We start from the raw sequence: 23,978 nt of genomic DNA on the forward strand, positions 1-23,978 counted from the left end.
CAGTTTTGGAGGCGACATGAATAATTTACATGATATCTTTTTCCACATTCATTATTGCAATGGCAGTAAACTCAAAAAACCCGGAGAATTTAATCCGAAAATAGCAAGATCACTTCCCCATGAAGAACTTATCTATGTCTGTAATGGTACGGGCAGTTTTAAAATTAAGAACAGAAAATATTCCGTAAGAAAAGGGATGCTCTTATATATTAACCATGATGTACCGTACTCTATTGAGATGGATACTGCAGTACCTGCCGGTTTTCTGACTGTGCATTTTAGTTATGCTAAAGTCAGATTTAATAACGGAAAATGGGATATAAAGGATCAAATACCTCTCCCCGCCTGGCCTTCCGCTCAGGAATTAAAAGAAACTTATCTCATTGAGGAACATTTTCAGAAACTGGTAAACTGCTGGAATGAAAAGCTCCCCGGGTATGAATTTACAGCCAGGACAATGTTACAGCAGCTTTTAATTCTAATTATACAAAATTTAAATAAAAAACCTCAAAATTATGCAATGATTTTAAAAGTGGAAAAAATGATTCAATATATGAATCAAAATATTAACTGCAAAATTACCATACCTGAACTGTCAAAACTGGTGCAAATGACACCTGCGTATATGTCCAGAGCTTTTAAGGAAATAACAGGCTACTCTATAATAGAGTATTTTAATAGGCTGAAAATAGACAAATCCAAAGAATTACTGATTGAGGGGAATAAGAAAGTCAAGGAAGTGTCCCAGTTACTTGGGTTTGCTGATGAATTTTATTTCAGCAGAATGTTTAAAAAGCTGGAGGGTATAACGCCCTCTGAATTTAGTAGCAGAATAATTCATGAATCTTAGGATATTACATGGAAAAAAGCCACTCTAATTGATAGACTATAGTTATAAATAATACATGTATTACTTTATAATTATAGTCTGGCAGTAGGAGGGCTTTTTTTATGCAGTTTTGGAAAAGAAATTTATTAGTCTGCTGGTTCGGAATGTTTGTCACTGGTATAGGTATGAGTCAGATTGCACCGGTGTTACCGCTTTATATAAAACATCTGGGAGTGAATGATACGGGATTAATTAACCAATTATCCGGTCTTGCCTTTGGCATTACCTATATCATCTCAGCTATTTTTTCACCTATTTGGGGGCATGCAGCAGATAGATTCGGAAGAAAGCCTATGTTATTACGGGCAAGTCTCGGGATGGGTATCATTATATTTTGTATGGGTTTTGCACCAAATGTGTCTGTTTTGATTTTTTTAAGGTTATTGCAGGGTGCCATAACAGGTTATGGTACAGCCTGCACCACGCTGATAGCAACCCAGACGGATAAAGAACACGCAGGATATGCTTTGGGTACGCTCTCAACGGCAAATGTTGCGGGATCTTTAATCGGGCCTACAATCGGCGGCCTTATAGAAGACAGAATCGGTATGCAGCCAGTGTTTTTCATAACCGGAATACTGATGTTAATAGCTTTTACGGCAACACTTTTATTTGTTAAGGAAAACTTTATACGTGAAAATAATAAGAATCGAAAGACCCGGGAGATTTGGGCCAGTGTCCCGGAAAAAGGTCTGACCGTTATTCTTTCAGTGACGTTTTTTGTTATCACACTGGGTTTATACTCCATTGAGCCAATAGTAACCGTATATGTCACCCAGTTAAGCAGAGAAACAAGTCATGTTGCCCTGATTGCGGGACTTACTTTTTCCGCTTCAGGACTTGCGAATGTTATTGCCGCACCCCAGCTTGGGAAACTTTCCGACAGAATCGGAGCACATAAAGTTATACTGTTTGCTTTGATTGCCGCAGGAGTAATTTATATACCGCAGGCTTTTGTAACAAACTCCTGGCAGCTTATGGGACTGCGTTTTTTGCTGGGATTAACCATGGGTGGGTTAAACCCTTCAATCAATATATTAATTAAAAAAATAACACCCGGTTCCATTACCGGAAGAATCTTTGGTTTTACTATTTCAGCCGGTTATTTGGGCGTGTTTGGAGGCTCCGTTATGGGCGGGCAGATTGCTGCGGCATTTGGTATCCGCTCTGTGTTTTATGTCACCAGTACTTTATTGCTGCTCAATGCGGTATGGGTTTATTATAATGTATATAAAAGGCTGAAAAACAGTGATTATACGGCGAGAGTGAATAATAAATGATTGGGTAAATTGTTATAGAAGAATTGATATACGTTAGAAAAGGAGAGTAATTATGGAAAACATACAAAACAAAGATTATCTGGATTCGAAGAAAACCGCACTTGTTCTTATTGATCTGCAAAACGGACTTATGACAAATACATATCAATCACCTAATTCAGCAGAACTGGTGGTGTCAAATGCTTGTAAACTTGCGGCAGCTTTTACGGATAAGGGTGCCTTGGTGGTACTGGTCAGAGTTTCTACACATGACGGCAAAGATATGCTTCAGCCAATTACAGATTCTGAGTTGCCGCAGCATCAATATCAGGCGGGGTGGGATCAGATTGTCCCAGAACTTGCATCTTTCACAAATGCCCTTATTATCACCAAAAGGCAGATGGGTGCTTTTTATGGTACGGAACTTGATCTGCAGCTGAGACGCCGTGGTATTGATACGATTGTACTCTGTGGAATTTCTACATCGATCGGTGTGGATACAACTGCCAGAGAAGCCTATCAGTTTGGGTATAATCAGATTTTTGCGGTGGATGCCATGACAGCCCGAGCAAAAGAAGAACATGAACATGTTTGCAAATACATTTTTCCAAGGCTGGGACGTAGCCGGACAGTGGATGAAGTCATTGCTATGTTAGGTTAATTTCTCAATCAGATGCGGTTAAATAGAGATTAATAACCGCAGAAATTTAATATAGGCTGTTGCAAATTAATGAATTTATAGGAACTTGTGTCAAAAATATGGTCTATAATTCCGTTAAGTTAGGTAAATTATTAATTTTGCAACAGTCTATTTATTTGTGTTTAGTTCAATAATCCATTTTATTTCCCATGTAATCAATATACCAGCAGTCTCGGGAAACAGGGGTTTCGCCGCTTATAAGTCGTAAGAATCCTTCTGCAGATTCTTCCGGTTCGATTTGGGCTGTCGTTCTGCCCATATCGGTATTCATTCTGCCGGGATGGACTGCATAGAAATTGACATTTTCCACGGATTGATTAAGTATTCCGCAAGCTTTTGTCGCCGCGGTTTTGGAAAGGCCATAGCAGGGTACCCAGGTACCGCAATTTTGTATTCCGACCCCTTCGGAGGTCACTACGAATATGTTTGCTCCGTCTTTGAGGTAAGGATAGAAGTACTTTATCACAGTGACAGGACCGACTGCATTAATTTCAAAGGTTTTTTTAAGTTCCGTTATGTCGCATTTATGGAGCAGATTTATTCGGTCGCCGTTAAGCAGTACACCTGCAACAATACAGACTGCATCGATCGTTCCAAGAAATTGACTGCACTTTCCGGCGCCTTCTTCAATCTGCTTCTCATCTGTTACATCGGCCTCAAAAATAAGCAGAGAATCAGCATACTTTTTTTTTAGAGCAAGGAGGCCTGCTGTTTGACTTATTGTACCGGCAGCAACGAGAAAACCTTTTTTCAGCAGCTGCTCCGTAAGGCATAATCCAAGGCCTTTTGCAGCACCAATTATTACAGTATTCATATTGGCCTCCAATCAATAGTTTTCAAGCAGTTCGATAAGGCACTTCATATCCTTATTAGCATCCATATAGGCATATTCACCATTACCGCTGCCGTATTTTCCACGTTGTATACATTTCATACCGGATTTTTCAAAATTGTTGATTTTTATATCCATGTCTTTAATTTGGAAAGCTATATGATGGATACCCTCACCATGTTCATCAAGAAAATCCTGCCATGTGCTCTTTGCACCGTTAGGTTGAATCAGTTCGATCTGCGTACTTGGTCCGACATCAAAGAATGCCATAAAACAATTAGCATCAGGAGCTGGTTTGCCATCTACGGTCGTGCCGGTTATGTCATATGTACCACCGTCGTAGGTTGGAGGAACCGGTACTCCGAGAAAATCTGCAAAAACTCTCTTTGACTCTTCAATATCACGTACGATAAAGCCAACTTGTGCAATTTGATTGTTATCAAGAAATCCTGGCATAGAAAAACCTCTTTTCATATATATATTTTAAAACAAGAATATAAACCTGTTTTAATTTACGCGAAAATAAAGTGAGTAATAGTAAGCTTACTTATCAGCTGATATGCTTACATGATTTACGTTCCTTAAATATTCCCGGGATAAATACATCCCTCTCTACATCTTCCTTATCTTCTATGACATCTATAACTCGTGAAACAAGAGAGTAGAACATATCTTTGAAATTAAAAGATATTGTGGTAAGCGGAGGACTGCTGTGTTCACCGGTTATGTCACCGTCATTGCCTATAACAGAAATATCATCTGGAATTTTCAAACCATATTCGCTGCAAGCCTTATAAACACCGAAGGCAACTGAATCATTGCTTGCACATATTGCAGTAGGATAATCGCCGCTGCAGTTTTCCAAGAGTAATTTAGCAGCTTGATATCCGCTTTCTTCCGTAATACCGCCGTAATAGAGCCACTTGTTTCTTATCGGTAGATTGTGTTTTTGCATACCACGTAAATAACTTTCGTGACGCTGTGTGGAACTGAATCGGTTCATGTTTCCATCAATGATCCCTATTTTTCTGTGCCCAAGAGTATAAAGGTAATCAATAGCCTGTTCACCGGAGTTACGGTCGAAATTAACTGTTATGCGGTTGGGAATATCTTCATTTTCATGGTAATAATCAAAAAGACCTACGATTTTTCCAAGACCAAGAAGCTCATCAAGAATCGGCTCATTGTTATCGGCGCCGACAATTACACCGGCATCTATACGGCCCTCCATAAAAATCTTCTTGATATTATTAATATTTTCTTCGCTGACCAGATCATCCAGAATGCAGGTCAATACCAGATACCTGCGTGCTGCGGCTGCTTCTATCGTATTGACTAAGAAACTGCTTGTTAGCGGACTATTTGCTATATTTCCGCCTGATGCCCAGAAGAAACCGATGGTATTCATCTGTTTTCCTGTAAGAAGCTGACCGGAAAGCTGGGGATAATAATGATTTTCCTGTATAATTTTCATTACTTTATCTCTGGTCTCTGGAGGAATATTTGAGTAGCCATTAATAACACGGCTGACTGTACTGCGTGAAACACCGGCCATCTTTGCGATATCATTACTAGTAATTTTTTTCATCTTTACATCCTTTCAAATGTAATATTGGCAAAGTAAACTACTTGCACGGGACTAAACTGATTCTATTACAAGTGAGGACAAATTGTAAATATAAATATTTAAAAATCAATGAAATTAATGAAAAAGCAGTCCAAAATGCAAATTTTATTAAATAAGCAAGTTATATACGATTCTTTTCAGGAACACGTGTTAAACAAGAAAAATACTAACATCTATAAGAATGAAAGTCAACAATAAAAAAAGTATTTATTATAAAAAATACTAATATTGTTAATAGTGTACATTAAAACTTAATTGAAATTGTACATATTACATAATATAGCTTTAATATTATAAAACACGCGTTAATAATGTAAATGCATGAGTTAGTGCATGATAATTATGATTACTACTAATTCAATGATAAATCGTCATAAAATGGAAGTATTCAAAGAATATTCAAATTAATGTTTAAATTTATTAGTGCGCAAAGTAAACACGTGTTAATACGTTTAATAGATATAAATAGTAAAGTTTTATTTACCTAAATAAGTTAAAGATTTACGAATAAATATTATAATATGGTAATAATGCATAAAAATATATCAATAAAAGTGTTAATAATGATAAATTTATAAAATATACTTGAAAACACGTGTTTATTATGTTATTGTTTGGTCAGAGAGCGTACATAAAGGAGTGGTTAAAATGAATCATATTAATAAAGCTAATCCATGGAATCGTGAAAATGACGAATCCATACTTGAAATTTACGATGTTGTGAAAGGAACCAGAGAGATTATATATGAATTTGATTACCTTATAGAGGCGCCAAACTGGTCGAAGGACAGTAAATATCTTATATACAACAGCAATGGGAAGATATATACGTTTAATCTTGCAACGAAAGAAATTAAAGAAGTTTTCAGCGACTTTGCTACAAATTGTAATAATGACCATGTACTTTCACCAGACGGGAACAGTATTGCTGTCAGTCATGGCACGAGAGAAGACGGCAAATCAAGAATTTACATTCTACCGCTTGCCGGAGGAGTACCAAGACTTATAACTCCTTTAGCTCCGAGTTACCTGCACGGCTGGTCACCTGACGGAACGACACTGGCGTACTGTGCGGAAAGAAATGGCGAATTAGATATCTATACGATTCCCGCTTTAGGAGGGGAAGAAAAATATCTTACAGATGTAACAGGGCTGAATGACGGACCAGAGTACGATCCGACTGGGAAGTATATTTGGTTTAACTCGGTACGTACAGGACTTATGCAGGTCTGGCGTATGAAGAGCGATGGCTCCGAACAGAGACAGATGACTTTCGATGAGGAATGGAATACCTGGTTTCCTCATGTATCTCCGAATGGAAAGACTGTTGTTATGATAGCATATAGAAAAGGTGATCTAGGGCCAAATGAACATTTACCACACAAAAATGTCGAGCTTCGTCTGATGTCTGCCGAGGGGGGAGAAGTAAAGACAGCGGTGAAACTTTTTGGAGGGCAGGGAACCATTAATGTCAATTCATGGTCGCCTGACAGTAAGAAATTTGCATTTGTAAGTTACAGGATACGAGAGAACTGACTCATGCAATTGGAAATAGCGGCCGGATAAGCCGTTAATTCAACGGGATACCCGTTATAAATCAATTTATATGGAGGAAAAGGTATGGAGGACAAGACTATGAAAAAAGCAAGTAAAAAGATCATTGCTGTGTTTTTGGTAGTTGTAATGACTGTAAGTCTGTCAGCCTGTAAAAGCAGCTCGGGCGACACAAGCAATACTTCTTCTGAAACATCGACAACAGTAGCAGCATCGACTGACAGCAAAGCGGAAGCTGACCCGCAATGGGGGGCATACGATGAACCCGTAACAATCACATCGGCCATACAGGCATCGGCCGTGCAGGAGTTCCGTGACAAAGACAGCTATGATGATAACGAATGGACGAGACTTATCAAAGATACATTCAATATCGATGTGGATGTTGCATTCTCTGCCGACATTACTACAGATGCATACAAAAACAAGATGAACGTTCTTCTTGCTTCCGGAGATTTACCGGATGTCTTGAAGTTTGATGACAGAAACTGGTTAAAGCAGGCAATCCAGGCAGGGTATGTTATGGATATCACGGATGTATTTGATAAATATGCATCCGACGCCGTAAAGCAATATCAAACTGACTATGGGGATGCTTTTAAAGGTGTTACCTATGACGGTAAACTGTATGCTTTCCCATATATGAGTAATAACTTCCATCAGGCAACAAACCTTTGGATCCGTGACGACTGGTTAAAAAATACAGGGAAATCAGCTCCGAAGACGGTAGATGAGATGGTTGATCTTGCTAAAACATTTGCTACCGGAGACCCCGACGGTGATGGAGTTAATGGTAATACATACGGGCTCTGCCTGGCAGAAGATGTCGTTCAAAGCAATTATGGTACAATTATGGGCCTTTTAGAAGCTTATGGTGTGCCTTGCTACGGTGACAACGGTATCTTTTATCGAGGTGATGACGGTAAGATAACATTTTCCTATATCCAGCCGGAATGTAAAGATGCTCTTGCAGTCGTAAGAGGTTTGTATAAAGATAAAATCATCGATCCGGAATTTATGGCTAAGGACACATCTAAACTTGAAACTGACTGGGCGCAGGGTACGATCGGTATGACTTATCATATGAACTGGGGTACCTGGCATCCGTTTAACATTATTTATGAAGATTCCGGTGTTATCACACGTCCATACCCGCTTCCGACGGTAGACGGACATGAAGTGAAACAGGGTATTCAGAGTAACCAGGTTGGTGAATATTTTGTTATCAGCTCAAAATGTAAAAATCCTGAAGCTATCATGAAGATTCTAAATCTTTACGAAAAGACTGCAATCAGTGGTTCAGAAGACGACTTTAATACTTATTGGGCTGATGAACAGTACAGATTAAGTCCGATTTACATCGGTATACCAACAGAAAACTTTGCTCCTCAGCTTCTAAAAGCCCTTGATGCAAAAACAGACGCTAACCTTAAAGGTACTGCACTACAATATTATAAATATGTGACCGGATTTGAAGATGGCTCACTTAGTAAGGATGCAAATGCATATGGTACTTGGGGACAGATGAACGCGGCAGGTTCCATGAAGATTGACCTTGACTATCAGAAAAACGGTCAGGACGTAATTAATATCATGGCCGGAGAAGAACCTGATATCTGGATTCAGAATGCATCCGTTCTTAACGACCTTGTACGTACCGCATACACTGCAATTATTACGGGCGATAAAGATCTTGATTACTTCGATACATTTGTTAAAGAATGGCTTGAAGCAGGAGGGCAGGAAACTCTTGATGAAATGGAAAAGATTTATCCGAACAACTGATAGGCATATTTAAACAAATAATGAATTATGAGAGTAGTATCCTGAAGTGGGAAAATATCCCGCTTCAGGATTCCAGAAAGATCAAAGAATGAAAAATGGCTGGTAAAATATATGAAAAATAATGGAAAAATAGATAATACTGGGAAGATAGAGAATAAGATGAGGTCTGCAGGTAAATTAAAGAGGGAGTTGCCTCTTATAATTATGCTGATACCGAGTGTTATTCTGGTGCTGATATACAGTTACGGTTCTATGGTTGGTACCGTTATTGCATTCCAGAAATTCAATATTGCAAAAGGACTTTTCGGATCAGAATGGATAGGCTTAGTAAATTTCAGAAATCTGTTTTCGATGCCGAATATATGGCCAATTATCAGAAATACGGTAGTAATAGCATTAGGCAAAATGATAGGAGGTATTTTGGTACCTGTCATATTCGCATTGATGCTCAATGAGGTTTCCAAAGGAAAATTGAAAAAAGCATTTCAGACGATGGTTTATCTCCCTAATTTTCTCTCCTGGGTTATCCTCGCAAGTATTTTTACAGATATACTCTCTCCAAGCACCGGTATCGTAAACCATTTCTTAGGTTTTCTTGGAGTGGAACCTATTTTTTTCCTGGGAAGCACAACATGGTTTCCAATTACAATGATTATAACCGATATCTGGAAAGTATTCGGTTTTGGTTCAATTATTTATCTTGCGGCCCTTACCGGTATCGACCAGAATCTTTATGAGGCTTCACAGATAGACGGCGCAGGCAGAATAAAGCAGACAATTTATGTTACGCTGCCCGGAATTTTGAGCACGATAATTCTTATGTCAGTGCTTAGTATGGGTAATATTTTAAACGGTGGATTTGACCAGATATATAACATGTACAATGCATCTGTATATGAAACAGGCGATATACTTGATACCTTTGTTTTCAGACTTGGTATTGAAAATGCCCAGTATGCGCTTTCAACTGCGGCAAACTTATTTAAATCAGGTGTTTCACTTGTATTTGTTACTGCTTCATATGGCCTTGCATATAAGTTTGCAGGTTACAGGATTTTTTAATTCACATGTGTTTATCATAAAAGGAAAGGTGGTCAAATCATGACTAAAATGAAAACATCAGTGTCAAGGAAAGTGTTCCTTGTTATAAATTATATCGTCCTAACCTTATTGGCCTTGATTTGTATACTTCCGTTTTTGAATCTCCTGGCTATTTCATTTTCGGCAAAGGAAGCAGTTATTGCAAATAAGGTCACATTTTGGCCGGTTGGATTCAGTCTGAATTCATATAAATTTATTCTTAAAAGCAATCAGTTTATCAGATCACTTTTAATAAGTATAGAAAGAACAGTGCCAGGTGTAATTATTAATACGGTATTGGTAGTTCTTACGGCGTATCCGCTGTCAAAATCAACAAGAGAATTTAGATTCAGAAGCTTTTTTTCTTGGTTCTTTGTTGTGACGATCCTTTTCAACGGCGGTCTTATACCAACATACCTGGTGGTTAAAAACACAGGTCTGCTTAATTCAATTTTAGCTCTTATACTTCCGGGAGCTGTGAATGTATTTAATATGCTAGTCGTTATGAACTATATGCGAAGCCTTCCTAAAGAATTGGAGGAAGCCGCATACATAGACGGCGCAGGACATGTTCAGGTATTGCTTAAGGTAATCCTCCCTGTTTGTACGCCAACGCTTGCAACAGTAACATTATTTGCTTTCGTCAATCACTGGAACAGTTGGTTTGATGGAATGATTTACATGAATACAGTTGACAAATATCCGCTTCAGAGCTATCTGCAGACGGTTATCATCAATACGGATTCGTTCTTTCGAAATGCATCGAATACAAGTTCAGAAATTGCAAACTATGTCAAATTGGTTAATGCACGAACAACGAGTGCCGCTCAGCTTTTCCTTGCTATGATACCGATTCTGTGTATATATCCGTTTCTTCAGAAGTATTTTACTACAGGTCTGGTAATGGGCAGTGTGAAGGGATAATAGTACATAAATAAAGGAGTTTTTTATGAATACACAATTAAATAAAGAAGGCTTTATTCAGATTAATATTGTAGTAAAAGATATACAGAAAGCAGCAGAAAAATGGGCAGACCTGCTTGGTATCAAGGTGCCGGAGATCCGTAAAAATCATCTTGACGGTAATGAGGAATACCCTTATCTTTACAGAGATGAGCCGGTTGCTTCTGACCTTCTGGTCTGTAATATCAATATGGGAAGTTTTGCAATCGAACTTCATCAGCCAGCCGGCGGAGCAAGTTCATTTCAGGAGTTTTTGGATAAACATGGTAATGGTGTACATCATATTGGATTTGAAGTTGGTGACAGGCGTGATGATTTAATTTCCGGGCTAGAAGAGGATGGTTATAAAATGCGAACGGTCGGATATTATCCTGGAAGCAGCTGGACAATAGTTGATTCGGAAGATGATCTTGGTGTTAACTTAAATATCAAGCCTGTCAGGTAATTTCCTATAGTTTTTATATACCTGCGGGACTTGTCCTACAGGTATTGATTGGAGGAATAGTTTAATGCGTTTCGGTGGATTTATATTTAAGAAATGGACATCACCTGAGGAATGGGCTTTGGCGGCTGTAGATGCTGGTTATTCAGCCGTATATTTTCCGGTTGATTATACTGCAGAGGTTTCAGTTATCGATGGCTATGCAAAAGCAGCGAAAGAACTAGACCTTGTCATATGTGAGATCGGAGTCTGGAACAATTTGATGGTAAAAGATCCTGTGAAGAAAGAGGAAAATTACAACCGGGCAGTAAGACAGCTTGAACTTGCAGATTATGTCGGGGCGAATTGCTGTGTGAATATAGCCGGCTCTTATAGTGAACAGTGGGATGGACCCCATAGGGATAATCTGACTGAAAAAGCTTTTGATGAAATCGTCCTCACAACGCAGAAGATTGTAGATGCAGTAAATCCTAAACGTACCTGTTACTCTCTTGAACCGATGCCTTGGATGTATCCTGACATGGCGGATTCTTATCTGAGACTTATAAAAGGTATAAATCGTAAGGGTTTTGCTGCTCATTTGGATCCGGTAAATATCATATGCAGTCCGCAGCAATATTACCGTAACGGGGAAGTGATAGAAGAATGGTTCGAAAAGTTAGGCAGCAATATTTTAAGCTGCCATGCAAAAGATATAAAATTAAGTGGTAAACTCACAGTCCATCTTGACGAATGCCGTCCGGGTCTTGGTGAGCTTGATTATGAAACTTATCTTAAATGTATATCGAAACTTGATGACAGGGTATGTATGATGCTAGAGCATATGACTGAAGAAGCAGATTATATGGAAGCTACAAAGCACATTAAAAATATAGCTAAACGGCTGGGAATAAAAATATAATGATATAAACAAACTAAATCTAAATAGAGCCATTTGACAAAAATAAGTAAGCGGTCTATAATAGCAGTATTTTGACAGATAATATGTAATATCAATAATAAAAGATAAGAAAGGATTATCAATCAAGTATGCTAATAAAAAAGTCTAAAGTTGCTGTAGTCGGATGTGGACTGGTAGGGTCTTCTACCGCATTTAGTTTGGTTACCCAGGGAGTTTGCGATGAGATTCTTATGATTGATATCAATGAAGAAAGAGCCTTAGGCGAGGTTATGGATCTAAGGGATACAATCAAATACCTGGATCGTAATGTGAAAGTGAAAGCCGGAACTTATTCAGACTGCTCTGATGTAGATATCATTGTAATAACAGCTGGTGCACCGCCTAAAGCTGGTCAGACCAGATTAGATACGCTGGGTGCCAGTGCAAAAATAGCAAAATCTATTGTTGAGCCGGTTATGGCAAGCGGTTTTGACGGTATTTTTGTCGTAGTATCCAATCCGGTGGATATGGTTGCGTATTTTGTCTACAAATTATCCGGACTTCCGAAAAGTCAGGTGATTGGTACCGGAACCTCCCTTGATACTTCAAGACTGCAGAATTTTATTGCGGAAATGGTAAATGTAGATCCAAGAAGTGTATATGCTTATTCCATGGGTGAGCATGGGGATTCCCAAATGGTACCGTGGTCTACGGTAACAATAGCCGGCAAACCTTTTTATGACATTATTCAGGATAATAAAGAGATAGTAGGTGATGTTGACCTGGATGATATCGTATTAAAAACCGCCAGAGAAGGCTGGGAAATCTATAACCGAAAAGGAACTACCTATTATGGTATTGCATCGGCGTGCGTAGGAATTATCAAAGCAGTCCTTTATGATGAAAATAAGATTATTCCGGTTTCTACTTTATTAGAAGGGGAATATGGACAGCAGGATATCTATGCCGGGGTTCCGTGCATATTAAACAGAACCGGTGTAGCCGATGTTCTTGAGATCCATATGACAGAGGAAGAGTTACAGAGATTTAGATATTCAGCTGATTTGCTGCACGAATATACGGATAAAATTATGGAATATTTATAGAAAAATATTATAAAGACTTACAAAAGCCGTTTTGAAAAGGGTAAAATACCATTCAAAATGGTTTTTTTTTATAAAAACGACTAAAAAACCAATAAAATCTAAAGAAAGTATCATTTTACAATTCCTTTACAATGAGATGTATGATACAATATACCTGTATGTAAAAATTTATTACTATTATGCTATTAAAAAGGAGTCGCAGTATGGATTTTTTTAATGTAATAACAATGATAGGCGGTTTAGCGTTATTCCTGTACGGAATGAATACTATGGGGAATGGATTAGAAAAGTTATCCGGGGGGAAACTTGAGAAGTTATTAGAGAAATTGACTTCCAATCCATTAAAAGCAGTGCTTTTAGGAACGGCCGTAACTGCGGTTATTCAATCGTCATCTGCAACTACCGTTATGGTTGTAGGATTTGTTAATTCAGGTATCATGAGGTTATCACAGGCAGTGGGAATAATTATGGGGGCTAATATCGGTACCACGGTCACGTCATGGATATTAAGTTTATCGGGAATTGAAAGTAATAATTTCTATATTAAATTACTGAAACCAACAACATTCTCACCAATCTTAGCATTGATTGGTGTAGTATTACTTTTATTTATTAAAAATGAAAAGAAAAAAGATATAGGTTCCATATTAATTGGTTTTGCCATATTAATGTTTGGTATGGAAACTATGAGTGATGCAGTAAAACCATTGGCAGATGTACCGGCATTTACGAATACTTTAACTATGTTTTCACAGCCGTTATTAGGTATGCTGGCAGGTGCAGCACTTACTGCTATTATTCAAAGTTCATCCGCATCCGTTGGTATCCTGCAGGCTTTATGTATGACAGGATCCGTAAGTTTTGGAATTGCTTTGCCGATAATTATGGGTCAGAATATCGGAACCTGTATTACGGCCATACTTTCGGCTATCGGTGCAAATAAAAATGCCAAACGGGCTGCATTGATCCATCTGTATTTTAATTTAATCGGAACAATGTTATTTATGATAGTGTTCTATACTTTAAATTTATTTTTAAAATTTTCCTTTTTAGGCGAGACGGCTAATCCGGCAGGTATCGCAGTGATTCACAGCTTTTTTAATATAGTGGCCACCGTAGTATTATTACCTTTTTCAAAATGGTTGGTTAAGTTAGCATGTATTTCTATCCGGGACGAAAAGCAGGAAATCGATGATAAGCAGAAAAGCGATTTTCAACTTTTGGATATCCGATTTCTGGACAAGACATCCTACGCAACAGAGCAATGCAGAAATGTCACAATGAATATGGCAGAACTTGCAAAAGATTCACTGTTTAAAGCGATGGGATTAATTGTAGAATATAATAAGGATGTAGAAAAAGAAATTCGGGAAATGGAGGACAAGGTTGACAAATACGAGGATGAACTGGGATCTTATCTCGTTAAATTAAGCAGTAAGAATCTGTCAGAAAAGGATTCCAGAACAATTTCTATTTTACTTCATTGCATCGGAGACCTGGAACGTATCTCCGATCATGCCATTAATATTATGGAAGCTGCTAAGGAAATGTTTGAGAAAGAACTAAGATTTTCCCATGATGCATTACAGGAAATTACAATTTATACCCAGGCGATTAAAGAAATTGTATCTACCTCCATTCATGTTTTTGAAACAGAGGATATTACACTTGCTACCACGGTAGAACCACTTGAGGAAGTTATTGATAAATTAAATGAAAAACTCAAAAGCAGACATATTAAACGTCTTAGAAATGGCAGTTGTACAATAGAATTGGGCTTTGTTCTGTCCGATATTATTAATAATTATGAAAGAATTGCGGATCACTGTTCTAATATTGCAATCTGGCTGCTTCACTCAAAAGAAGACGGATTAGAAACACATGGATATATTGATAAATTAAGACATAGTGATAATGAAGATTTTAAGAAACAATATATTCAGTTTAAAGAAAAGTATCAATTACCGTAATAAAATAATCAGTGGTTGAAATTACTTTCATACAGGATACTCAGTAGAAAATAAATATTGTGAGGCGGTAAAATTAGAAAGCTGCAAATTGATTAATAAGAATCAATTTGCAGCTTTTGTTATCTGCTCACTTATTATTAGTATGAATTAAGTTGTATTCAAATATATTAACTTAAATCATTTTTACCGAGAATAAAAACTTCTACTTAAACATTACTGTTTTTGTAGTATACTGTATATATCAATTTATTCCTAAATCAGTAACTAAATGACATTGATTCACAGGCAATAAACGCGAAGCGTGTTATTGTCCGAAAAACTGCTGCTTTTTGCAGGGGGAATGAACAGTAACACTAAATATCTTTATTAAAAGTAATTATTAAATATCATAAATCCATGAAAGGAAAAGTTATCTACTTGTGAGGCGCAAAATGAAGAATAGTGTGTTAAAATTGATTAGTAAAATTAACAAAATTACTGTTATTCTGTTATTAGTCATATCAATCGCTAATATAATTTCTCCGTTTTTTATAATTCGATATACCAGAGATAGCAGTCTCATCCACTATTTCGAGATACATCGTACGATTCGGAGACTTTTAAGCTTTATTATCCTGATTGTATCATGGAAATTATATAAAAGAGTAAGTGCTGCATGGTCTATTGTTATGATAGCATTATCACTGAGGATATTCCAATTTCTGATTATCCATCATGAAAAGATGTGGAATCTGTTATTCCTGTTAGAAGTATTATGTTACTTTCTTTTATTATTATCAAAAAATTATTACTGCAGAAAAATGGACAGATATTCATTGAAAAAAGGAATCGGTATATTTTGTGTTTATGTTTCTTTTGTATTTATTAACGCGGTAATCGCTTTGTTTAAAGTAAAAGGTACGGTTTCCTTCCCTTTATGTATTACGGAAACCGTTGATATCATCTTTGATTTTAATAACTTATCGCCTGTTATCTATTCAGGAAATTCCATTTATCACAGCTTTGTTTTCTGGATTAGCTGGATTTGTATCGTGTTTGGTCTGATTTTAATATTAACCCCGTATATCAATAGAAGAACCCAGATTCGGGAAGAAGTGGAAAAAGCACGTGATCTTGTTAAAAAATACGGGCAGAATTGCAGCTCCTATCTGGCACTTGAGGGAGATAAATGCCATTTTTTCAGTAAATCGGTTGAGGGTGTAATAGCGTATGGTATTATTCAGGATACCCTGGTTGTTTTGGGAGAACCGATTTGTGCTGCAGAGGATTTCCTGACATTTTTAACTGAAATTAAAAATTACTGCGAAGAAAATGCGTATAATCTGTTATTTTTAAATACTACAAGTATGTTTCTGAAAGAATATAAAAAGCTTGGATTTGGTATTGTCAAAGGCGGGGAAGAACCAAGGTTTTATCTTCCGGAGTATTCCATTGCCGGTGGTAAGGCCTCCAAAATAAGGCTGAATATTAATCATGCAACAAAAGCGGGGATAATAATAAAGGAATATGATCCTCATAAAGAAAGAGATTTAGCGCTGGAAAAGAAGATCCTGGAAGTATCACAGGAATGGTTTACATTGAAAAAAAGCGGAGAGCTGGTATTTACTATGGGCAGCATAGGATTTGAAAATCCTATGGAACGCAGATATTTTTATGCGGTAAATCAGGAAAACAAAGTGGAGGGATTTATGGTTTTTGTGCCATTTGGCGGAATGAAAGGATATATGGCAGATGTAACAAGGCATCGTATAAATACAACCAGAGGAGTTATGGAGAAAATATTTTATGAGGCAATGATGGTGTTTAAGGAAGAAAGAATCGAGTGGGGAAGCCTGGCGGAGGCACCTCTTGCAAGGCTTGAAGAAGAAACGGAGGTTACGGCGAAATTATTAAATACCGTATATGAGAAAATGAATCGTGTTTATGGCTTTAAAGCACTGTATCAGGCGAAACTTAAATATAATCCTACATATTGGGAACCGAATTATTATGTTTATTATCCTCCCATTTTTACACCTGCAACGGCTTATGCTATTATCAGAATACAGAACCCATTGGGAATAAAGGATTTTATAAAGTCTTTCTTTCATAACAGGACGAAAGAGAAAACAACAATATAATTATTGTAACAGTAATTTCAGTACTGCTTATACCAGTGCCTCACCTATATAGCTGAATCAATCAAATTCTGGCAGATCCGTGATATGGTTTTTCACAGCTTATTAATAGGAGTATAACGAAATATTATATTCATTATTTAATCAAATATTTTGTTGTAATAGATTAGGAGCATTGTTTGTTTGTTAAGAGTGACCAACATTGCTCCCTTTTATGTTCTATTGACATTACAAAATAATTTACACAAATAAATAAGAAAAGCTATTTATCGTTGGGCTCTTCTTTCCCCAGGAAGAAAGATATGGAAAAACCAATACAAAAAGTAAGTATAGTTACCAGAATACCCAAAAGCGTAACGGAAGAGATACCGATTTTATATATAATTGCTATTGGTGAACCAAAGATTAATCCAAAGATAGCAAAATATGTTAATACCGGAACCTTGGTAAATAATATTTCGATTAACTTAGCAACTAAGCCTATACCTGCCAAAACACCAAGACCAAAAGGAAATAATACTCCGAATCCATGGATAAGAGCAGGAATATCAGAATGAAACAAGGATGAAATAAAATTGCTGATATTACTGATGATAATTCCATAAAACCCTAATATCATCATTACCAGGGAACCGCTTACACCGGGAATAATCATGGTAGCCGATGCAATGATTCCTACAAAAAATAATTGAATTACTGTGATTAATTCCACTCTGATATCCGAAGAAGATCCGGCGTTTCCGTTGAGAAATGCCATTCCTGTGACGATACAGAAGAATATTATAAATACTAGGATATTTGCCGCAGTTAATCTTGCTCCCTTTACTTTGCTTACTAAAATCGGTATGCCTCCAATGATCAGTCCGATAAATAGTCCGCTGGTTTGCATGGGATAAGTACTTAAAGCATACTTTACAACAAAGGATAAAATGCCGATTCCTGAAGCTGCTCCTATCACATAGGGGAGCAGTGTTAAAATGCTTTTCTTAAAATTTTTGCGAAATCCGGTAATTGCCATGATAATCTTGTCATATACACCCATGGATACAGCCATGGTACCGCCGCTGACGCCTGGAATAATGTTGGCAACACCAATTAAGATACCTTTTAAAAATTCTTTTATAAAGTTCATATTTTCTTTTCTGATCCTTTCCTTTTCTTTCTTAGGCAGATTCTAGGTTATTATAACATTTTTTTTTTAGGTACTCAATTATTTCCGTAAAAATAATCTTTTCTGATCCTGCCAATGTTATTGAAGATTTATGTAAAATGGGGTAATATTATAGAATACTACTGAAATCACGTATAAAATAATTTATAAAAAAGTAAATAACAAAATTTTGTTGATTTAACCGTTTTTATAAATGACTGAGGGGACATATAAGATGCATAATATTGACAGAGATGTATTTAATGAAAACAAGTATTCCGTTAAGGATAACGATAATATGATTAATAAGACAGAAAGAAAAAGCATTGTTTTTTTGTTAACCGTGAAAGCTTATGTTGCATATTTGGATGACCGTTGTACCTTACGGCAGGGAATAGAGAAAATGAGGTACCACGGGTATACTGCCATGCCTGTAGTCTCACAGGATGGTACCTATATCGGCACTGTTAGTGAGGGTGATTTTTTATGGCATATGATAGACAGCGGTATGTATGCCATGAAATCACAGGAGGATTACCTGATCACGGATATACTGCGTAACGGCTGGAATCCTGCGGTAAAAATAGATGCGACGATGGATGAATTGCTGCTTCGGGTCATGGAGCAGAATTTTGTTCCTGTTGTGGATGACCGGGATAAATTTGTAGGAATTATAACACGTAAAGACATAATAAAACATTACAGGATGAATATCGGGAGCGCTGCTCTTAATAAGCTGGATCGAAGCTGATTAGAATAGTATGTTAGTAATTTAATCGAATATTTTGCTGTAATATATTAGGAGGATTGCTTGTTACTCTAGGATTAACTGGCAGTCCTCCCTTTTAAATATAATAGATTAGGCAATTGCGAAACTATATAGTTTTTTGAATATACCATGCAATTGATACGAATTTCATAGCTTCAGATGCCCTATAGGCAAGATTCAGCTCTGAAATTGTATTAATTGCATGGCATATAGAGACAATATTTGAGTTTCGCAATTGCCTAAATTATTATAAAAGAAATTTGACATTATTTTAACATAAAATTGGTATATTATTCCTTGACATATGGTACTTATATAGAAAGAACGAAATCCGACAGCAAGGAGGAACAATGGTAAAAACAACAAGAAGAATAATATATCTGGCAATCATAATAATATGTATATTACATACAACAAAGACCTGTATGGCAGAATCCGTTTATAATTTTACAAAAGATAAGCAGTCAACACATAAGGGGGAAGAAGTATTCGTTATTAAAGAGAATGTAACAAAGGAAGATTTTAACTGTAATCAAAAACCAATCTACCCCGAGGTAAAAGAAGTTATTCTTGAGAAAGGTGTGACCTCCTTTGACTGGGACTTTTTTGCCGAAGGTTATTTTCCTAATGTCGAGACGGTAACCATTTCCGATACGGTCAGGAAAATAAAAAGCAGTGGCTATAGTTTTTTTAATGGATTAAAAAAACTGAAAGTCGTTAATGTTTCTTCCGAGAATGCTTTTTACACAGCCAATCAAGGATGCTTATTTAACAAAAATAAGACAATATTAATTCAATATCCGGCAGCAGCCAATAATACCTCGTACACCATTCCCGATACGGTAATTACGATCACGGGCAATGCTTTTATTAATGCCGTAAATCTTGAGAGCATTTCGTTAGGAGCAAATATAAAGAGTGACCAAATTGGAAGTCTGCGCGAACAGTTAAAAGGTATTAAAGCTTTTAAGGTAAGTAATAAGAATTTATCATTTAGTACAAAAGATGGTGTCCTTTTTAATAAAAAAGGGGATTCGCTGCTTCTTTATCCTAACGGCAAAGGGTCAATATATTCAGTGCCTGCTGGAACGGTGACGATTGAAAAGTATGCATTTTATCAGAGTAAACTTATGAAAGTTAGTCTTCCAAAAGGACTGAAAACGATAAAAGATAATGCTTTTACCACTTGCTTTCAATTAACGGATATAACGATACCCAAAACAGTTACCGGGATTAATATTAATGATTTCAGATATCTGGAGAATCTGCAATCTTTCCATGTGGAGAGCGGCAGTAAATTATATTCCTCTTATGGCGGTATCTTATATAATACCACCCGGACTAAAATTATTTTTGTTCCAAGAGCTTTAAAGAAAACGGTTTTAAAGTTTCCTGGTACGTTAACCGGACTGAATCTGGGAAGTTTTAATTTGGAAAATACGAATGAAATCATCATACCAAAGGCATTAAAAAAATTAGATCCTTTCACTGACAGCGGGAAATGTTTTAATAAAATTACAATAGAAGCCGGAAATAAAAATTTTGTACTTTACCAAGGTTCCCTTTATAATAAGAGCAAAACGGAACTCTATTTATTCAAAAAACAAAATAAAGGGAGCTTTCCGGAAACGTTAAAAAATATTAATATACATTATCTCATAAATAGCGGCATAAAAGAAATGGTCATTCCGGAAAATGCACAAATTACCGCTTGGACTGACAATGTATATGACATTCCTACTCTTAAGAAATTAACAGTTGATAAAGACAGTAAATACTATACCATGACAGATGGGATGCTGCTTAGTAAGGATAAGACGGTACTTTATGATATCCCTGGAGATAGGAAAGAACTTAAGATACCGGATACGGTAAAAAGTATAAATTCTTATTTGGTTTTCCGAAAGGCTTATTTAACCAAGGTACTGATACCTAAAACCGCCACTGACATTAATTTCGGTTATTTTATGTACCTAAAGTCTGCAGTATCAATAGAAGTTGATCGAGATAATAGTGAATTTAAAAGCATTGACGGTGTTTTGTACAATAAGGATGTAACGGTGTTACTCTATTACCCGGTAAATAAAACCAATAAAAGTTATACTATGCCAAATACGGTAAAATATATTCTGAATCCGGATTCTCTCATTGATAACCCTTATATGGAAAGTTTGAATCTGTCAGATGCCCTGGAATACCGGAAATATGAATTTGTAAAAAGCAATTCACTGAAAGAAATCAATACCGGTGATAACAGTAAATATTATAAAAGTGTGGATGGGGTGCTTTATAATAAAGCCATGACAGAATTAGCTGCATATCCCTATCATAAGCCGGATACCTCTTTCACAATTCCGGATTCTGTAACAGAAATTACAGGATTGTGTTACAGCAAGGATGTGTTGATTGATGAGTATCAGTATCAAGTTAATGCATTCTCAAATCCTTATCTGGAGACATTGATTATCGGGAAGAATGTAAAAACCTTGTTTAGTGACTATGATGGATTTGTTATTTGGGATTTTAAAAAGCTCCAGACAATAAAAGTCAATCAGGATAATCCGTTCTTTTGTTCGAAAGACGGGATTCTTTTCAATAAGGACTGTACTGTAATATACCTTTATCCAAGGGATTGCAGAAATACGACATTAACAATACCAGGCAGTGTAAAAGAGATACGGGATACGTTTATCAGTGCAGCAGTAAACAATAAATACCTTAAGTCAATCGCAGTGGAAAATGAAAATAAAGCTTATAGTACAGATGGGATAACCTTGAGTAATTATGCCGGCAATCATATATACTTTATACTCGGTGATCATAGTTATGGTAAAAGAATCTTTAGTGACTGACTACTTTAATAAATCAAAATAGATTACTTAAAAATAATGGAATCGGTTATAAAGAACTGAATAATCAGCAACAGCTTGAGGTGGTTTAACATCCTCAAGCTGTTGCCGTCTTCTTATTCGATTATGAATAAACGCAGTCAGCGTTCTGATAATACTATCGATAGTAACTACTGCAGAGAGAATCATTTTCCTCTATATAGCCGTCATTTCCTGTATGACCGTCATTGCTTTATCCCGGTCATTCCGGCTGCAAAACATTACAGTTACATCCGGATCTTTCTTCGTCTCCAGGTTACGGTAGAAAAAGTGGATGGGGAGAAGTTCAAACCGGGTACCGGCACCCTTAAGATTCAGCCTGATATTGTATTGGTTTGCGTCCAGCTCTATGCGGTCTACATCCTTTAATCGAACAATTGCACAGTTGATAAACCAATAATTTTTAAAGAAGTAATCCTTAGTAATATAGATACTTTCTTCTTTCTTATTTGCATTGATGTATCTAAACTTTTTTGCTGCTGTAACATCAAGCATCTGAACAGCGAATTCAGCCTGTTCTCCTGCGGAAGGCAATGCTTTTTCAATAGTTTTCTTTAAAATCTTTATGTATCTCTTGGCCGTATTCTGCAATAAGGCAGGCAAAGTACACAATTCCAGAATAAGACCAAAAATAACTCCATATTTAATATTAGCAAATCCCTTACTAATATCTTGTGAACTACTCAGGTAGCCGATCAGAAATAATGCCAGGATAGTGCCCGGTAATAATAATATCATACCAAACACAACCTTTTTCCTTTCTTTTTTCATATTTACCTGGGCTGCTTCCATCTCTTTTTCTAACCATTCATTCATGCTTTGATTCATTTCAGTCCTCCTAGTTATCTTTATATTTCGATTCTATTCTCAACAGGTTACCCTCATTTGAAATAATGATATTCATTGAATAATTTCTGCTGCGCCAAGTATATATGGTTCCGGTGGGTGATGTATCGGAATAGGATTTATATTCAGATTCTTTTCCTACTTTATTCATGGCTTCACTCATTTTTTCCGGAGTAATACCCATTAGCCCAAGACTCTTTATTTTTAGAGTATCCATATTCTTATAGTTTTTTTTAACATCAATACTGACAGCACTTATAAGGCAATCCCCCAGCTGCTTCTTATTTGAACTATCGTTGATTATTTCAATATCAGCATATGGTTCCTCTTCTTTCACCACGGACACCATGGTATACCGTGTCTTTGCTTCGGCTTCTGATGTGATATCATAGGTATCCTTGTAAAGGCTGCTATAGTCAGAAAGTTCAAAACCTGCCTCTGCCAAGTCAGATACGGTTGTCTTACCCGGATAGATTACATATCCACCCACTTCCATTTCGTAAGGTTTCCCTGTAGCAAAAGAAGTGGATTGAAAATAGAAAAGTCCTGACAAAATTGCGGCACATATACCGAATAAGATTATAAGTTTAAGTACAACTACAGGCTTGGTGCTTTTTAAGACTTCTGCTTTTTCTTCCCTATTAATTATTTCCATTTTAATGCCCATTACATAACACATCTGTTTTCAGATGTGTTTACTCCTTTCACATTTAATTCAATACTGCTATGTTAAACTAAAAAACTTTGCACAAATCTGATTTGGCCAGAACAATACAGGGCCGGAATACGATCGTGCTCAATATAAGATTAACGACAGCAGACTATATGTCTATTTATATCGGCACGTTTAATGGTTTTATTTACATTATTATGAAAATAATGTATATTTTGAAAATTCAATACAGTCGTACCAATTGGTGCAAGATTGAAGTCTGTGATAGTCTGCGTCCAAGTATGATACCGATTCGGACTCCCATACCGCTATATTTTATATAGTTAATTATAATTTCACAGATAGCAGAATATATTATTACCAAACAATAGAAAGACATTATGATTCTTCATAAGGGCATAGATCATATCCCGGAAAAACGAGCGAACGCTCGCTCTTTCTTTAGCAG

The 23,978-nt window shown here is 36.6% G+C and carries 20 protein-coding genes; 14 read left to right on the forward strand and 6 right to left on the reverse strand.

Features of this window, described 5'->3' with window-relative positions; all coding sequences use genetic code 11:
• Window positions 1–16: 16 nt before the first annotated feature.
• The 3 genes from RBU59_RS23730 to RBU59_RS23740 all read left to right on the forward strand — a co-directional run bounded on the left by RBU59_RS23730 (window position 17) and on the right by RBU59_RS23740 (window position 2,809).
• Window positions 17–850, forward strand: a complete 834-nt coding sequence (locus RBU59_RS23730; protein WP_308144947.1) for a helix-turn-helix domain-containing protein — start codon at window positions 17–19, stop codon at window positions 848–850.
• 101 nt (window positions 851–951) lie between these two features.
• Window positions 952–2,169 (forward strand): multidrug efflux MFS transporter, encoded by a 1,218-nt coding sequence (locus RBU59_RS23735; protein WP_308144948.1) that lies wholly within the window; start codon window positions 952–954, stop codon window positions 2,167–2,169.
• Window positions 2,170–2,221: 52 nt separating this feature from the next.
• On the forward strand, window positions 2,222–2,809 hold the full coding sequence (locus RBU59_RS23740) for an isochorismatase family protein (RefSeq protein ID WP_308144949.1): 588 nt from the start codon (window positions 2,222–2,224) through the stop codon (window positions 2,807–2,809).
• A gap of 166 nt (window positions 2,810–2,975) precedes the next feature.
• Here RBU59_RS23740 and RBU59_RS23745 read toward each other — a convergent pair whose 3' ends face one another.
• The 3 genes from RBU59_RS23745 to RBU59_RS23755 all read right to left on the reverse strand — a co-directional run bounded on the left by RBU59_RS23745 (window position 2,976) and on the right by RBU59_RS23755 (window position 5,268).
• Window positions 2,976–3,662, reverse strand: coding sequence for an SDR family NAD(P)-dependent oxidoreductase (locus tag RBU59_RS23745; protein ID WP_308144950.1), 687 nt, complete (start codon window positions 3,660–3,662; stop codon window positions 2,976–2,978).
• Window positions 3,663–3,674: 12 nt separating this feature from the next.
• Entirely contained in the window at window positions 3,675–4,136 is a 462-nt protein-coding gene (locus tag RBU59_RS23750) for a VOC family protein (protein ID WP_308144951.1), read from the reverse strand.
• Between the two features lie 94 nt (window positions 4,137–4,230).
• Window positions 4,231–5,268, reverse strand: coding sequence for a LacI family DNA-binding transcriptional regulator (locus RBU59_RS23755; protein WP_308144952.1), 1,038 nt, complete (start codon window positions 5,266–5,268; stop codon window positions 4,231–4,233).
• Between the two features lie 687 nt (window positions 5,269–5,955).
• Here RBU59_RS23755 and RBU59_RS23760 point away from each other — a divergent pair.
• The 9 genes from RBU59_RS23760 to RBU59_RS23800 all read left to right on the forward strand — a co-directional run bounded on the left by RBU59_RS23760 (window position 5,956) and on the right by RBU59_RS23800 (window position 17,207).
• On the forward strand, window positions 5,956–6,843 hold the full coding sequence (locus tag RBU59_RS23760; protein ID WP_308144953.1) for a TolB family protein: 888 nt from the start codon (window positions 5,956–5,958) through the stop codon (window positions 6,841–6,843).
• 99 nt (window positions 6,844–6,942) lie between these two features.
• The gene (locus RBU59_RS23765; protein WP_308144954.1) at window positions 6,943–8,646 is read left to right on the forward strand and encodes an extracellular solute-binding protein; all 1,704 of its coding nucleotides are present in this window, start codon (window positions 6,943–6,945) and stop codon (window positions 8,644–8,646) included.
• Window positions 8,647–8,757: 111 nt separating this feature from the next.
• On the forward strand, window positions 8,758–9,708 hold the full coding sequence (locus tag RBU59_RS23770; protein WP_330698394.1) for an ABC transporter permease: 951 nt from the start codon (window positions 8,758–8,760) through the stop codon (window positions 9,706–9,708).
• Window positions 9,709–9,747: 39 nt separating this feature from the next.
• Complete coding sequence (locus RBU59_RS23775) at window positions 9,748–10,650, forward strand: carbohydrate ABC transporter permease (protein WP_308144955.1); 903 nt, start codon at window positions 9,748–9,750, stop codon at window positions 10,648–10,650.
• Window positions 10,651–10,675: 25 nt separating this feature from the next.
• Window positions 10,676–11,134, forward strand: a complete 459-nt coding sequence (locus RBU59_RS23780) for a VOC family protein (protein ID WP_308144956.1) — start codon at window positions 10,676–10,678, stop codon at window positions 11,132–11,134.
• A gap of 64 nt (window positions 11,135–11,198) precedes the next feature.
• Window positions 11,199–12,032 (forward strand): sugar phosphate isomerase/epimerase family protein, encoded by an 834-nt coding sequence (locus RBU59_RS23785; protein ID WP_308144957.1) that lies wholly within the window; start codon window positions 11,199–11,201, stop codon window positions 12,030–12,032.
• 128 nt (window positions 12,033–12,160) lie between these two features.
• Window positions 12,161–13,117, forward strand: a complete 957-nt coding sequence (locus RBU59_RS23790; protein ID WP_308144958.1) for an L-lactate dehydrogenase — start codon at window positions 12,161–12,163, stop codon at window positions 13,115–13,117.
• A gap of 203 nt (window positions 13,118–13,320) precedes the next feature.
• The gene (locus RBU59_RS23795; RefSeq protein WP_308144959.1) at window positions 13,321–15,087 is read left to right on the forward strand and encodes a Na/Pi cotransporter family protein; all 1,767 of its coding nucleotides are present in this window, start codon (window positions 13,321–13,323) and stop codon (window positions 15,085–15,087) included.
• 431 nt (window positions 15,088–15,518) lie between these two features.
• Complete coding sequence (locus RBU59_RS23800; RefSeq protein WP_308144960.1) at window positions 15,519–17,207, forward strand: bifunctional lysylphosphatidylglycerol flippase/synthetase MprF; 1,689 nt, start codon at window positions 15,519–15,521, stop codon at window positions 17,205–17,207.
• A 259-nt stretch (window positions 17,208–17,466) separates the two neighbouring features.
• On the opposite strand, the gene RBU59_RS23805 is transcribed toward RBU59_RS23800, so the two are convergent.
• Complete coding sequence (locus RBU59_RS23805) at window positions 17,467–18,336, reverse strand: DUF368 domain-containing protein (RefSeq protein ID WP_308144961.1); 870 nt, start codon at window positions 18,334–18,336, stop codon at window positions 17,467–17,469.
• Between the two features lie 253 nt (window positions 18,337–18,589).
• Here RBU59_RS23805 and RBU59_RS23810 point away from each other — a divergent pair, with 253 nt between their 5' ends.
• Window positions 18,590–19,105 carry a CBS domain-containing protein gene (locus RBU59_RS23810; RefSeq protein WP_308144962.1) on the forward strand — a complete coding sequence of 172 codons (516 nt, stop codon included), beginning with the start codon at window positions 18,590–18,592 and terminating at the stop codon, window positions 19,103–19,105.
• Window positions 19,106–19,473: 368 nt separating this feature from the next.
• Window positions 19,474–21,975 (forward strand): leucine-rich repeat protein, encoded by a 2,502-nt coding sequence (locus RBU59_RS23815; RefSeq protein ID WP_308144963.1) that lies wholly within the window; start codon window positions 19,474–19,476, stop codon window positions 21,973–21,975.
• A 192-nt stretch (window positions 21,976–22,167) separates the two neighbouring features.
• On the opposite strand, the gene RBU59_RS23820 is transcribed toward RBU59_RS23815, so the two are convergent.
• Both RBU59_RS23820 and RBU59_RS23825 read right to left on the reverse strand, forming a co-directional pair.
• Window positions 22,168–22,839, reverse strand: a complete 672-nt coding sequence (locus tag RBU59_RS23820; protein ID WP_308144964.1) for a hypothetical protein — start codon at window positions 22,837–22,839, stop codon at window positions 22,168–22,170.
• Between the two features lie 10 nt (window positions 22,840–22,849).
• Window positions 22,850–23,512 carry a hypothetical protein gene (locus RBU59_RS23825; protein WP_308144965.1) on the reverse strand — a complete coding sequence of 221 codons (663 nt, stop codon included), beginning with the start codon at window positions 23,510–23,512 and terminating at the stop codon, window positions 22,850–22,852.
• Between the last annotated feature and the right edge of the window lie 466 nt (window positions 23,513–23,978).

This window comes from Anaerocolumna sp. MB42-C2 (genome assembly GCF_030913705.1).
Taxonomy (GTDB): Bacteria; Bacillota; Clostridia; order Lachnospirales; family Lachnospiraceae; genus Anaerocolumna.